Annotated in this window: 3 protein-coding genes; all 3 read right to left on the reverse strand. The window is 70.1% G+C overall.

Going from position 1 to position 14,346, the window contains the following annotated elements; translation table 11 throughout:
• Positions 1-8 precede the first annotated feature (8 nt).
• Genes ABD188_RS17945 through ABD188_RS17955 form a run of 3 tightly spaced genes read right to left on the reverse strand, consistent with a single transcriptional unit; the run spans position 9 to position 14,286 of the window.
• Positions 9-3,188: a phospholipase D-like domain-containing protein gene (locus ABD188_RS17945; RefSeq protein WP_344065524.1), complete on the reverse strand. Its 3,180-nt coding sequence runs from the start codon at positions 3,186-3,188 to the stop codon at positions 9-11.
• Complete coding sequence (locus ABD188_RS17950) at positions 3,185-6,778, reverse strand: hypothetical protein (RefSeq protein ID WP_344065527.1); 3,594 nt, start codon at positions 6,776-6,778, stop codon at positions 3,185-3,187. The genes ABD188_RS17945 and ABD188_RS17950 overlap by 4 nt, the downstream gene beginning before the upstream one ends.
• Positions 6,775-14,286 (reverse strand): hypothetical protein, encoded by a 7,512-nt coding sequence (locus ABD188_RS17955; protein ID WP_344065530.1) that lies wholly within the window; start codon positions 14,284-14,286, stop codon positions 6,775-6,777. The genes ABD188_RS17950 and ABD188_RS17955 overlap by 4 nt, the downstream gene beginning before the upstream one ends.
• Positions 14,287-14,346 lie beyond the last annotated feature (60 nt).

The raw sequence follows: 14,346 nt of genomic DNA on the forward strand, positions 1-14,346 counted from the left end.
GGTCGGGATCAGCTCGGAATCAGCCCCCCGAGCAGCCCCATCAGGCTCGGCCCGGCGAGCCCATTCGGGTCGATCACGTCGGCCGTCTCGGGGATCACCGAGGGGTCGGCGGGGCCGGCGTAGACCGGGCTGCAACGGCCGAGCCCGCCCTGCAGCAGCAGGTCGCGCAGCAGGTCGAACGCCGACTCCGGCTCTGCGAGCCTGGTCCACAGTGCCGAGGTGTTCGCCGGGGTCGTCGCCGCCGCGACACCGAGCCGGGCCGCCAGGAGTGCCTGGCGCATTCGGGCGAGGGTGACGCCCGCGCCGCGATCGTTCAGCCTGCGGTCGGTCGCGGCCACGTCGCAGCCGCCGTCGAACGTCATGCCGCGACGGCGCCAGTGCGAGGTGCCGATCATGGCATACGCATCGTCGACCAGGACGATCGTGGACCGCCCGACGGCGTCGCGGCCCGGGAACCCGATGGGGTGGAATGCGGCCACCCGATCGCGGTCGGCGCTGATCAGGTCCTCCAGAGCCGTCTTGCGGTCGCGATACGCCGCCCGGACGAACGGCGGCTTTCCCGGTGCGAAATCGGGCTGCCGCGGGATGCAGATCATGACCTTGAGCAGCGGATTCGAGCTGAGCCGGGACTTGAGGAGAGCCGTAAGGTCGACCAGATTCTGATCCGGCGTCGCACCGCCCAGGTGCGCAGTGGTGAGGAACATCGGGGACTCGATCAGGACGTACTCCCGAGCCTCGTTGATCGCCCGCGCCAGCGACCACATCGCGTCGCGCTGCCCTCGCCTGGCCGTCGCGATCTCTCGCTGGATCTCGTGGCGCAGCCTCGGCTCGTTGTCGAACCCGAACGTCAGCGAGCCGTCCGCAAGGCCGAGCGCGTCCTCGATGCTGTCGGCCAGCGCCTCGACCGTGTCGGTCTCGGACGGGACGGGAAGGAGGGAGAGCTCCGGCGAGTCGGTGATGGCCGAGATGGTCTCCAGCATCGCCCCTGCCAGATACGGCGCCGCCGCTGCGGGAGCCGGGTCGGCGGGGGGCTCGTCCCAGTTGTCCCCCGCGGTCTGCATCAGCCACCCCAGCGCCGTGGCACTGGTCGGGACGATCGACTGGGACCGCTTCAGGGCGTGGAAGGCGAGGTCGTAGGCGAGCTGCCCGCTCACTCGCACGCCCGAGATGTGCGCATCCGGACCGGCGGGGTTGCCCGGCGACCCCTGCTCCGGCGCAGTGGACCGCGTCTCCCATGTGTAGCGACCCCCCGAGAGCACGGCATCCCAGACGTACGGCTGGCCGGCGGTGAGCTGCGCGCCCAGCGCCAGAATTGTCTCGAACCGAGACTGCGAGGGCAGTCGCGGGCCGACGCGTGGCCAGGTGCCCTCATTCGAGAGCCATCGCACCCAGTCCGTGAAGTCCGCCGGAGCGGGGGTCGTCGGTGTGAGCTCGGGGATGCCGAACACCTTCGACGGCGCGATGGACGACCGGCCGTCCGCTGCGACGAGCGCCGCCACCGTCGGCGAAGCGGTGCCCCCGAAGGTCGCGGTGTTGTCGGTCCAGACCTGCGCGGCACCGACCGGCAGTTCGACGGAGGACGCGATCCGCCTGCTGGTGTCTTGTGCGAGCAGCAGGATGTCGATGCTCAGCATCGGGCTGCCCGGAGTGTCGCCCTGCACGAAGCCGAACGGATTGACCAGCAGCACCGAGGTCGCGCCGGCGGCCTGCACCACGGCAGACCCGCCGTTCCCGCGTACGAAGCTCGGGTCGGCGCCGATCTCGCGGATGAGCTGGAAGGTGCGCGAGAACACCCGAACGAACGTCCCCACCGGGACCGAGCCCGCGGGAAGGGTCACGATGACATCCCACTGCGGCTGGCCCGCGGCGGGCACGCGCCAGTTGGCGGTCGGTGCGCTCGCCGCCGCCGTCGGGTCATAGGCGGCAACGGCCGCCGCGGCGCCGGCCGGAGCAGCCGGAGTGCCGGGGATCGCCGGCCAGTGCGCGGCCGAACCCGCGGTGGCGGGCAGGGCGAGGGTGGTGTCGATGGCCGGCGACACGATGAGGCCGATCCGGTCGGCCGCAGCCGGCCAGGCCGCGAGGGCGGCGCCCATCGCACCGAGTACGTCGTTGCCATCGAGCAGGAAGGCGAAGTTCGCGAGCGTCCGGCGGACCGCCGGCAGCGGAGCGTTCGCGGGCATGTCCGTCTCACCGGGCACATCGGCGTCGCCCGGTGCGAGGGAGCGGTTGCCGAGCACCTGCCAGTCGAGGTCCACCGCGACCACCCGGAAGAACTGACGCGCCAAGGTCACCCCGGCCGGGACGGCCGGCGGCACCCACGTCACCGTGTCGAGGGTTCCACCGGGAGCCTGGCCCCACAGGATCGGAATGGGCGGCGGCGTCCCGCCACCGGCCGGTGCCGGGAGAGGCGGGTATCCCAGGTGCTCGCCTGCGGCCAGATCGGCGAGCCCGTTTTCTGCGACCGGCCGAAGCACCGCCGGTGCGGCGTCGAGGACCTTCAGGGCGGTGTCCACGGCGGCCGGCCCGCTCCGGCGCGGACGATAGGCCCCGCCATGCGGGGTGACGACGTGCACCCTCGTCGCCACGGAGCCCGCCAGGGCGGCGATCGACCCGACCCCGCCCGCCCCGCTGACCGTGCCCGCCGAATAGGCCACCGGACTCAGAGCGTTGCGCCATGACAGCAGATCGGCGAAGAGGGCCGCCACCGCGATCGGGTCGATGATCAGCCCACGACGATCGTGGAACGACACGTCACCCGCGTCGGGCAGAGGCTCGCCGGCGCGGAACCAGCTCATCAGCGGCTGCGCGGGCGGAGTCGCGCCGTGGATCAGCATCGCCACCGGGATCGGGCGGTCCAGGGACCCGAGTCGCGTGCGCACCAGCGCTTCGAGCCGGTGGATCGCCTCGGGATGAAGGGCCAGGATGCCGGCAGCCGCGGTGATCGGATCGCCGGACGGCCCGGAGTACCGCACCGGCGCGGCGACGACCTCGTAGATGCCGGTGAACGGCGCCACGGGGGTGCTGTCAAGGGTCAGCCGGAGCGTGGTCTCATCCGGCGCACCCGGGGTCGCGGACTGCCACGTCATGGACAGCGCGGGCACGGTCACCCCGAGCACATCCAGGCCGTTCGCGTTGACCTGGTTCGTCACGTCGGCGGGGGTCAGCACCTGCTGGTTCACGATGGTCATAGCAGCGGTCCGATCGTGCGGGTGAGAGTGGTGGTCGTGCCGTCGGGGGCGACCAGCTGGACAGTCGCCTTGCCGGCGGCGCGGAATCCGATGCCGATCGTGCGGGTCCGCGCGGCCCTTCTCGTAGCGGCGACCGGGATCGTCGGGGTCGGACTCGTGAACAGGGTCCTCGGCGGCCGGGGCGGCAGCGGGATGTCGCCCAGCGAGACGTCGACCGTCGCCGGCGCGGCGATGCCTCGCCGCTTCAGTGCCACCTTGAGGCGGTAATCTCCGGCGGTGGTCGAGTCGGGGACGGATGTCGCGAAGCTGAGCACCCACCCACCGGTGAGGGCGTCCACCTGCGGCGAGGTGATGTCCGGTGGCGTATCCGCCGGCACCGGCGGCACCTCGATCACCTTCTCGGTGATGCGGCCCAGCGGATCCGTGATGCGCACCCTCACCGCGATGCGGGCCGCGGCATCCGTCCGGCGCACCAGGAGGTGCAGGGACGTGCTGCCCGCCGCCGTCTCGTCTCGCCACAGACCGGACGCGCCCGCCCCGGGCTGCGCGAGCGGAAGGGCGCTCAGGGCTGCCGATCCGGGGGTCAGTGCGACCTCGGTGACCGAACCGTCTGCGGCGATCAGCTGCGCGTCCGCAGCCAGCCTGTGCGGGCCGAGCACGGTGTCGGGCACCGGCGCCGTCGTGGTGAGGTCGATCCTCGTGAGTGCCGATCCGGGCGTCGGCAGGACTGCCACCGGCGACCCCAGATTCGGCGGTCCGGACGGCGGGACGACGACGGATCGGGGCACGCTCGGCGCGGACCGGCCGGCGTACTGGCCCCGGGTCGGATCATCCGCGGACCAGGCGACGGCACGGTAGTACACCGGCTTCCACGAGCCCTGGTCGACGGTGTCTGTGCCGCTGACCCTCAGGATCGGATGCCCGGCGCTCCCCGTGATCGTGTAGGCCGGGGTGGTGGTCGTGATCGTCTCGTGCGGGGGGCCCATGGTCTCCACTCGCGCTGCCGCGTCGGCCACCCTGGTGCGATAGAGGTCGATGCGCGAGATCATCGCTCCGTTGTCGCAGCCGACCCGCACCGTCGCGAAGTACGCCGCGGGGCTCACGGCCTGGTTGACGCCCTGGCCCACCTCCAACGACGGGGGCGGCGGCGTGACGACGACGGGAGCGGCGAAGCCGACGAACCGCTTGCCGCACAGCGGGTCAGCGGTCGTGGGCCACTCGGACTCCACGTTGCCGGCGCTGACCCCGATCACGAGGTAGCACTGGATCTCCTTGGTGCCGCGCGGCAGTTTCACCTGCACCGACGTCTCCGTGATCGGATCCTTGCTGGTGCGGGTCCACGGCCGGCGGTCCGGGTTGGCGCCGAAGGCGACCTGCAGCGCCGTGAGCCGCTGAGTCAGGGTGTCGGACGCACGCTGCTCCGGCATCCCGTAATGCGCGCGCAAGGTCGCCTCCGAGGCGGTGTAGACCTGATAGGCGACTGCCCCGCCCATCGCTCCCCACTCGAGCCGAGCATGATGCAGACCCTCGCCGTCCCGCATCGATGCCAGCGTGACGTTGTCGAAGCTCGTGCTCAGAACCGGTGGTCGCGGGTCGGCGGCCGAGAGCACGGTGACGGTGTTCCATTCGCTCGTCCGCTGCGGCGCGATGTGCTCCTGCCCGCGCGCCCACAGACCAAGCCCCCACCGTGCGGTCGAGGCGAAGTCGAGGGAGAACCCGGTGACAGTGACGCGATATCGACGGGTCGACCGATCCTGCAGCGGCACCGGCGACGTGTGCTGGCCGTCCACGGTCAGGTGCACCGTGGACGCCGCCAGGCCGGCGCCCGGTGTGGCGGCGACGATCGCACCGAGCGGATCGAAGTGGAGGGTGAGCAGCGCCCCCTCCCCGCCCGCGATGAACGTGTCGGATGTCGGTGGCGTGAGGTTGGCAGGCGGATCGGATGCCTTCACCTGCGCATAGCGGCGAGCAACGACCGTGATCGTGTGCGGGCTGCGACTCGTCCAGTTCCAGGTCAGGTCGAACTGCAGCGATGAGGGGACCGGCCCCTGCGGTGTCGGAACCCCGGGTCGCGGTGAATCGAGGCGCGCGGCCGTGAGGGTCACCCGGCTGACGGGCGGCTCGGCGACGTTGATGCCGGACTCGGACCACCCCGACCAGAGGCCGAAGATGTCCTGGTTCGCGACCGAATAGCGAAGAGAGTTCGGCGTGATCGTCGGATCGATCGGCCACGTCGTGTCGGCGAGGCTCCGCACCGCAGGGGTGTCGGCATTGCGCGCGGCGCCGATGGGCTGCAGAGCGCTGTCGTCGACACGCCGATCGAGCAGCATCTCGGCGGGACGAACGGGGTTCGTCGCACGCCGCGCGTAGGCGTGGCTGCCGATGCCGAAGTCGATGAGCGGCGGCGGCTGATTCCACGTGATCGTGACCACGGGCCGATACGGTCCGTCGAGCGCGGCTGGGGATTGCACCCCGCTGCTCGTGGCCGCGAGGCCGCCGGGTGTGGGTGGCGGCAGCAGCAGTTGCGGCGACAGCACGAAGCAGGCCCGCTCGACCTTGTTGCCCACGTCGTCGAGGAAGGTGCCGGTGATCATGAAGTCGGGCGGGGTCGAGGGCACGAAGACGGCCGCGAGCGTGAAGTTGTCGCGAGCGGCCCACGGGTAGGCCGTTCCCAGTCCGAGGACGAGCGCTGCGAGCGGATCCGAGATGCCGCCGTAGACCAGGATGCGAAGCGGGTTGAACTTCGCATCCGCCGTCTGGGTGCCGGTCGGCACCACCATCGGCCGCTGATACTCCCGCAGCATCTGGCCGCTCCCGAACGCCGAGCTGGCCATATCGGCGAAGTCCGGCAGCATCGCGTCGTTGAAGACCTTGATCATCGCGACGGGGTCGGCGAGCTCCCATGGTGTGATCGGGATGCCGGCGGCGATCTCGTCCTGCCACCCGTAGAAGGGCGCGCCTCGGCGGAATCGGTCGAGCGCGGCATCCGGTGGGGCGAGCAGGGGGTCCGACACCAGTCCCTGCGGGGCCGACAGGTCGGTGTGCGCGGCGGTGATCCCGGCGCTGGGCAGACCGACGATCTCCACTTGACGCCAGTTCGGGTCGTCGGCCAGATCGACCGGCGCGGTGACGTCGTCGACGGTGATCGCCCCCGAGACGAGCAGACTCCGGATCGCCGGGCCGGTGATCCTCACCTGGGTGGCTCCCGCGGGCACGGCCCGCATCGCGACCACGACCCCGCCGAGCGGCATGCTCGGATAGGCGATGACCAGGCCGGCTCCGCCGGCGGTGACCTGCAGGGTCAGGTCGTCGCAGGGCTCGGACAGAACGATCCCGAACGGAGTGCGGCTGAAACCCACCTTCCGGTCCGACTTGCCCGGGGCCTTGGCCCACACGACGAACGGCTCGATCGGGTAGCCCAGCGCCGGGTCGAACCCCCAGCGCAGCTGGATGCTCCCCGCACCCGCCAGCTTGCGGCGCTCGGCGATGGAGGCTGCCGGATCTGCCTTGAGGTGCTGCCGCGAGACGGCCGTCCAGTCGATGATCCCGCCCTTTGCGGCGAAGACCTGAGGGTCTACGAGGTAGCTCATGCTTCCTCCTCCCAGGGTGCGCGGGTCAACTGGAGGTCGAGCATCGTCGTACTCTCCTCGGTCTGGTTCAGGAACGGCAGGTCGGGCATTCCGAGCGCCACAAGCGCGGCGGTGAGGTGTTTGCCTCGAGCGCCCGACTTCAGCACGATGACGACCCGCTGCTCTCCGGGCGCGAAGATGACGCCGTCCACGATGCCGCCGTCTCCGCCGGTGCGTACGGTCAGCCATTCCCGCCGGGTGAGCGCCCACCGCTTCGCGGTCTCCTCACCCGTCGGATCGACCAGAAGCTCGGGGTATGCGCGGAACCGCGACAGCGCCGCATCCGCATCGATGAGCACGGCGACCGGCTGCGGCGTACCGCCCGAGGCCTGCTCCCAGAAGACGACCACCCGAGGCTCGCTCGGAGCGCTCCACGGTTCGAGGTGGTGGGCGCGAAGATGCCCGTCGATCTGGGCCCCGGTGGGACGCGTGCCGAGGCTCGCAAGCATCGAGGAGAACGTCCCCGTCTCGCAGGACTGCGCGGTCGGCAGAACTCCCATCACCGATGACGCGAGCCCCCGCCGTGTCGAGTAGCGACCGGTGGTGAAATGCCGGCGGAGCACGCGCGGTCCGCGCGCGGTCTTGGCGGCACCGACGTCCACCATCTCGACATCGAGCAGGTAGCCCATGTCGGGATGCAGCGGCAGCGGCAGGTCCACGACGCTGTGCGACTCGGCGAACTCGTCGACGTCGACGCACGGTGCGGCGGGTCGGCCATCCGGCCGGCCCTTCTCCTTCATCTCTTCGATGCCGTGCAGCCACGGCGACTTGAGCGTCGCGGGCACCGCCTCGAGCGACCCTCCAGGCCCGCCCAGGATCGGCAGCGGCATCGGGATCGTCGGCGTGTCACCGGGGTGCATGCCGTTGGCCGCTTCGAGGCGGATGCGGAGCTCTTTGCCGTACTCGGCGAAGATCCGATCGACGTCTGGCGTGTTGAACACCAGCTTCAACGGCTCGCCCCCGAGCACGTCCAGCTCGTTGTCCTCCGGCGTCGTCATCATCAGCCAGGAGTCCAGTCGGACGGCGACCGGCTCGTCGGCGACCGGCGTTCCGGTGCGATCCAGGAAGACGCGACCGGTCTCGTCGCGGGGATCCACTCCGATGGTGTCGGTGCGGAACCAGAAGGTCTGGGTGCCGCTGCTGCTCCCGGTGGCCTTCTCGGGCTTCTTCTGCTTGCGGTTGACGCTCCAGGCGACCGTGATCCGGTACCGCGAGTCCGGCTTGAGCAGCGCGGTGTTGGTCGCGTCCGGACTCGTGGCCTTGATCAGGCGCTCCTTGTCCTTCTCGACCTGGTGCTCGTCCCAGTCCGATCGCACCAGCTCCGCTCCGGTGAGCATGGACAGCGCCGCAACGAGGTACTGCGTCGGGCGGGCGGGCTCGACGTGAGTGGCCATGCCGGGCGTGAACGCCTGCTGATCGAAAGGCTGACCCAGATCGACATAAGCCGCGGCCGGATCGCCCTTGATGCGCAGCAGGGCAGGCGCCTGACCGATGACCGCCCCGAAATTGACGAGGTCCTCGACGTCGTAGCCCCATGGGCCGGCGAGGTCCGCCCACCGCGGCGGCAGGGTCGCACCCGCATCGAGGAAGTCCGCCGCGGTGAGCACGACCCGTTCGAGCTCGTTGAAGCCGGCATCCAGCACCCGGGCGACGACCGGCGTGAAGATCTTCTGGCGCAGGCGGGGCACGATGAGCAGGATGCTCATGTCGCGGAAGCCGTCCGTGGTGTGGATGCGGATCAGGTTGACGAACTCGCGCTCCTCATCGCGAACCTTGGCCACCTTCATCCGCCGGCGCGCGTCCCGGTCCTCGAAGTTCGTCGCCTTGCCGAAGTCGAACTGCGGCGACGCGAGCACCTTCACCGCGCATCGCGCGCCCGGAACCTCCGGCTGAGTCGCCGCGGCACTCCCGGCGGCGGCTTGGACGTCGCGCAGGGCCTTGAGCGCGGCCGAGCTGATCGTGTCGCGCAGAAGTGGCACACCCGCCGCCACGTCGGCCTGAAGTCCGTCCAGCGTGTAGGCGCCGGCTTTCGCGGTCAGATCCCGCAGCCCGGGGAGGGCGCCGAGGGCTTTGGCATGGAACGCCTCGCTGATGCGCACCGATCTCGACTCGGTGCCGGTCGTCACGAGGTCGCGCACCGGGTCGTCGTCCGCAAGCAGCTCGCCCCGCCCCGGCGACAGCGCGCCGAACCCACCACGGATCACGAGCGGCTTATCGGACCCGTGAGTCGAGATCGTCTCGTGCGGGATGTCGCGGGCCTCGGCGTCGGCCACGTCGCCCAGACGGCCTCGCGGCGTCCGGAGATCCAGGAGGCGCCCACCGTCGACCGCCAGATCACGAGACCGCAATCCGCCGAGGAGCGCCGACCGGTCCGGCTTGATCCGCTTCCGCTCGCAGGGCACGACACCACCCAGCACGTAGGCGGGAATGACGCCCCGCAGCATGTCCACGTGCGGATCGCCCGTACGCCATGGCTCGGAGACGTGCAGGGTCGTGTCGGGCGCACCGGAACGCATGCTTGCATCGGGATCGGGCCAGGCGATGCCCTCGAGATCCCACCCGGTGGCCGACGGCCCGATCGCCTCGAGCTTGAAGGTCCACATCGTCTCGGCGGGCGGCGCGGCTGGGTCGCACGCCGACCCCCAGCGGTCGGTGATCATCTCGGTCCGGCGCTCGGTCTGCTCCAGCGCCTTCGTCGCGGGATCGACTTGCCAGGTGAGCAGCGCGAGCTGGGCCGCCGGGTTGGCATCGGTGGCACCGCCGATCGTCCACCACGCGGCGGCCGCGTCACCACCGGCCAGCGTGACGGGCTCGACCGTTCCATCGGCTCGCACCCGCTCGAGCGAGAGCTGGCTGATCTTGTAGGCGTACAGGTCGGCGGAGCGTTCCGCGAACCCGTCGGCGGGCAGACCGGGCGCCGGATCGAGGGGGATCTCGAGTCCCCCGATCGTGACGGATCCGTCGGGTCCGGTGGGCAGCAGGAACGAGATCACCGGGATCGCATCGATCGGCACGACCGGCACCGTGCTCCCGTCCGCCGGGAAGTCGGTGGACGCCACGGCGGTGCCGAGCGAGGTGTCGATGCCGCGATCGACGCCGGTGCCCTGCGCCAGGGCGGGCGACCGGGACTGCAGCGAGACCTTCTCGACGAGGGGCGAGATGGGCGCCTGTGGCTCGGGGCTCGAGATCGTGATCTCGACGCAGCCCGACAGCTCGAAGAAGAACAGGTCGATGTGGCCGCAGGCCTTGCCGTGGACGTAGAGCGACAGGTCCTTCGAGGGCGGCGGCTGCTCCGCCACGATGACGGTGAGGCTGGCATCCGCGCCGATCGAGACGATCCACAGTCGCAGCTCGCCCGCGACCCAGATGTTGCCGGCGAGCGTGAAGGGCGTGAAGCCGAGGACGGCATCCATCCCACCGCCGAGCGTGAGATACAGGCCGGACGACTTGTCGCCCCACTCGAAGCCGGCGCCCAGCCCGAGGGCGATGCCGAAACCGGTGATGGCCGGCAGCTTGCCGTGACCGTTGTCGAACTCCGCGATCGCGTTGCCGCGGAACATCAGGTACCCGGTGCCCTTGACGATGCCCAGCACATCGACCTCGACCGAGGGGCCGTAGTCCGTGCGTGCTCCGAGGTAGATGTGCCAGTCGTGGGCGTTGCTTCCGAACGGGAACATCGCCTCGATCGGGATCACGATCTTGATGAGGTCCTCGACCTCCCATTCGACCAGGATGCCGATCAGGAAGTGGTCGGGGGTGATCTCGATGACCGCCAGCACTCCCCCCGTCATCCCCAGATCTCCGACGCTGGGAGGCGGGGACACGATGCGGGCGTTCAGCATGATGAGGACGCGTGGGCCGGGCAGCTCGAGCAGGAACGTGCCGTCGAGGTTGATGATGTAGCCACCCTCGATGGTGCCGATGAGGATGCCGATGCCGAACGCCCAGTTGTCGATCTTGGGCTCCCACAGCACCGGACCGCTCCCCGGCGCCTTCAGCAGGTGGGGCTGTCCTTCGGCGTTCTTGAGCCACGCCAGAGCGGGCACATTCGTCTGCGGGTGCGTCAGCTCGGCGCGCCGGTAGTGCATGCCGAAGATGCCTCGGAAGCCGAAGATGCCGAGGCCCGTCGACCCGAGCGGTATGCCCGCGGGCAGCACGACGTTCAAGCCGATGTAGACCCCTGTCGCGGTTCGCGCGCCGTCGACGATGTTGGCGATCTCCACCGCGGCTGCGATCCGGACGCTGACCGGGCGGATGGTCAGGTCGATCTGGCCGCCGATCACCTTCTGGCCGGCCGACTCGCCGATGCGCATGTAGCCGGAGCCGACGAGTGCGCCCGGGATGTCGACGGATGCGGCCAGCGCCGTGAGCTCCGGTGCCCGGGCCTCATCGAGATACGCGCGGACGCTCGCCTGGTCGACCGAGACCACGCCGAGGTCCACGCCGAGCGCGATGTCGACTTCGAGGGTCATGGGGTTGGACTTGGAGAGCCGAGCGCCAGCGATCCGCAGGATCTGGCCGAGCGGATCGGCGATCGACAGCCCACCACCACCGCCGGCGATGTCGATCGTGTAGCCGCGCGACGCGTCGAACACCGGCAGAAGGTCCCAGCGCTCGGTCGCGATGTAGTCGGCGGAGGCGCCGGGCGGGATGTCGCGGTTCGTGAGCCGGATGCCGATCGCCTTGTAGCGCACCTTCAGCGGCTTCTCGCGCTCGATCTTGACGATGTCGAGCAGGTTGATCGACCAGTCCATCTCGACGTCGACGAGGAGATTCCCGGTGTACGCGCCGTTGCGGGTGGTCTGCGAGTACTCCGCCCCGAACAGGATGACGCGCTCGATCCGGAACCAGGGCAGGACGGCGACGATGGCCGGTGCGGCCAGAGCCGCGCCGGCAAGGGTCGCCTCGACGACGGCGCCGTCCCGGCCTTCCACGGCATCGCGGACCGCGTCCACCGGAGGCGCGGCCGCCAGCAGCGGCCAGAAGCTGAGGTACGACCCCAGCACGGTGAGCCAGACATCCTTGTCTGCCGGCATCGGGTTGACCTGCGGCATCCAACCGAAGAAGAACAGGCCGTCCTTGTCGGCTGGATCCGCGCCCGCCGACAGCAGGAAGTCGATCCGACCTGTGGACGGGTCGGTCTGCAGGAGCGCCCGGAACAGTGTGATGCCGTCGGCCGGGTTGTCGGGACCGACCGGTGCGCCGCCGGCGAGACTCTGACCGCGCGGGATCGGCGCCCCCGCGGCCGAACCCAGGTTGCCCTGCAGCCGGTCCTCCGAGAACGTCTGGAAGTCCACCTCGAGGTCGAGCTGCGCGGCGATCAGCCGACTGTCGACGACTCGGACCTTCGCCTTGACGCTGCGGAACCAGTCCGGCGGCGGCGACACCTCGGGCACCGGGGGGTCAGCGGGCGGAACGGTGACGGTGGTGGGAGTCGGGACCGGCGCGGGACGATGCACCGTGACCGAGGCGTGTCGCCCCGCTGTGTTCGCGGTGTACTCCACTGTGGCGAGCCAGTGCGCGCGATCGTTCGGTGCCCCGTGGCTCGGCCAGCCGACATCCCCCGACCACGTGTTCTGCTCCGTGGGAGTCGGCGCCTGCGGGTTGGCGAGCACCGGGCGCACCTGGAAGTTGAAGTTCTTCGCCGGATAGGCGCTCGCGATCGCCGTGCGCGCTGCCTGCGCTCTGCGGTAGGCGAGCTTGGTGTTGTACTCGAGCTTGGCCGGATCGCCCTCGTAAGAGGCATCGCCTTGGATCTTGATCGTGGCGCCGTTGGGCAGCGCGTCGAAGTCGCCCCGGTATGCAGTGATCGGATTCTGACTGCCGGGTTCCCAGTTCATGCTCACCTTGTCGGTGGCGGGCGTCGTCGACATGCTCGAGTTGCCCGAGCCGCCCGGGGAGTCCCAGTGGAAGTAGAACTCTCGCGTGGTCGCACCAGTGGTGCCCGGGCGATCGACGTTGAACGTCCGGGTGGCGCTGGCCGCGATCGTGGTGACGAGCGCAGACGTGGTGCCGAGGTTGCTGGCGCCTTCCGTCCAGACGCGTGCGCTGTCCGGCGGTACCGTGCGGATGGTCACCCCGTCGCCGGTGCCCTGATCCAGTGCGAAGGTCAGGTCGCCCGACTGCGCCGTGATCTGTGCAGCGGAATCCGTCAGGATGGGCTGACCCGGCACCGTCAGCGTCGGCTGGTCGACCAGCCGCGACACCGCGATCCGCATCTTGACGGGATCGGTGCCGGGCGCGCCGGAGCTCACCTCGACCTCGACGATCGCGGTGTGGTCGCCGATCGAGAGATCGAGGTCGTACATCGTGTGGTCGTCCGGCTGGGCGGTGCCGTTGATCGTGCACTTGCGCGAATACGGGGTGCGGCCGCCGCTCACGTCGATGATCAGCGTCGAGTGCTCCGGCACCCATGCCGTGGCTTGGATCACACCGGCAGTGGTCGCGCCGCGCTCGACGCGGAACGACCGCCCGTTGCCGTCGAATCGAGGATTGAGGAGCAGCTCCCCCGAGCCCTGCTGGACGAGGGCGGCTTCGAAGTCGCCCCAGAGGCCCGACGTCTTGCCGACGCCGATCAGCAGCTCCTGCGCGCCGCACTCGAAGGCCAGATTGCGCAGCCCGTCGGGCGAGATGAAGATCCTGGCCTCCGGCAGGTACAGCCCGGTCCAGTCGTCGCCGATGCCGGTCTTGGCCGCGAGCGCGGGCGGGGTGTAGTCGCGATCCAGGTCCAGAGTGGCGCTGCGGAAGCCGAAGCCGATGACCCGGTCGTCGGCACCCCCGACGTACGCGTACGGCGGATCCATCGAGATGAACTCCGAGACCTCGAGCGACCCGGGGTCATCGAGACCCGAGACGCCCGCCGACGCCAGCGCGAGGATGAGCGTGTCTGGATTGCCGTTGCCGTGCGTCACCCGGAACTTCAGCCGTGGCAGCGTGAGGGCCACCTCGGTGTGCGAGGGATCGGGTTCCAGCACGCCGATGCTGCTGACCTTCGCGGGATGGAAGAACGGCGGACGCAGCTTCGGCGCGTTGAAGATGAGGTCGAAGGTGAATCCTGTCGACGGGTCGTCGGCCTGTGCGCCCGTCCGCCAGTCGGTGAACAGCTGGCCGACTCCGGCGTTGGCGGCATTGAAGTTCGGCTGCGCCGCCTGCACGATCTGCGAGCCCGCCCGGGGAACGAAGAGTTCGAAGTCGACAGTGGTATCGGCCAGATCGAAGATCGGCTCGGATCTCGACGGATCGTGGGCAGGCGTCGCCTCGCTGACGTCGGCGGTCAGTGAGCCGGTCGCGGGATTGAGCTGCAGCCGGCCGTTGACCTGACAGTGTCCACGCAGGGTGACACCGAGATCGTCGGTCGCCTGTTCGAACGTGACCACCCGGAGCGCGGAGAGAGCGGCATGAAGAGCCCCCAGGTTCTCGCCTCGAAACAGATACGGCAGCACGACGTCGAGCAGCGCGAGGTTCGCCATGTGTGAAACCTAGCCACTGGCGAGGTCGAGCGTAAGGCCCGAACGGCGCGGCGCAGACAC

The sequence above is a fragment of the Microbacterium pumilum genome, assembly GCF_039530225.1.
GTDB lineage: Bacteria > Actinomycetota > Actinomycetes > Actinomycetales > Microbacteriaceae > Microbacterium > Microbacterium pumilum.

Bases quoted from the DNA above. Each gene is read 5' to 3' on its own strand.
- ABD188_RS17950 (WP_344065527.1), bottom strand. From the start codon at position 6,778: ATGAGCTACCTCGTAGACCCTCAGGTCTTCGCCGCAAAGGGCGGGATC.
- ABD188_RS17945 (WP_344065524.1), bottom strand. From the start codon at position 3,188: ATGACCATCGTGAACCAGCAGGTGCTGACCCCCGCCGACGTGACGAAC.
- ABD188_RS17955 (WP_344065530.1), bottom strand. From the start codon at position 14,286: ATGGCGAACCTCGCGCTGCTCGACGTCGTGCTGCCGTATCTGTTTCGA.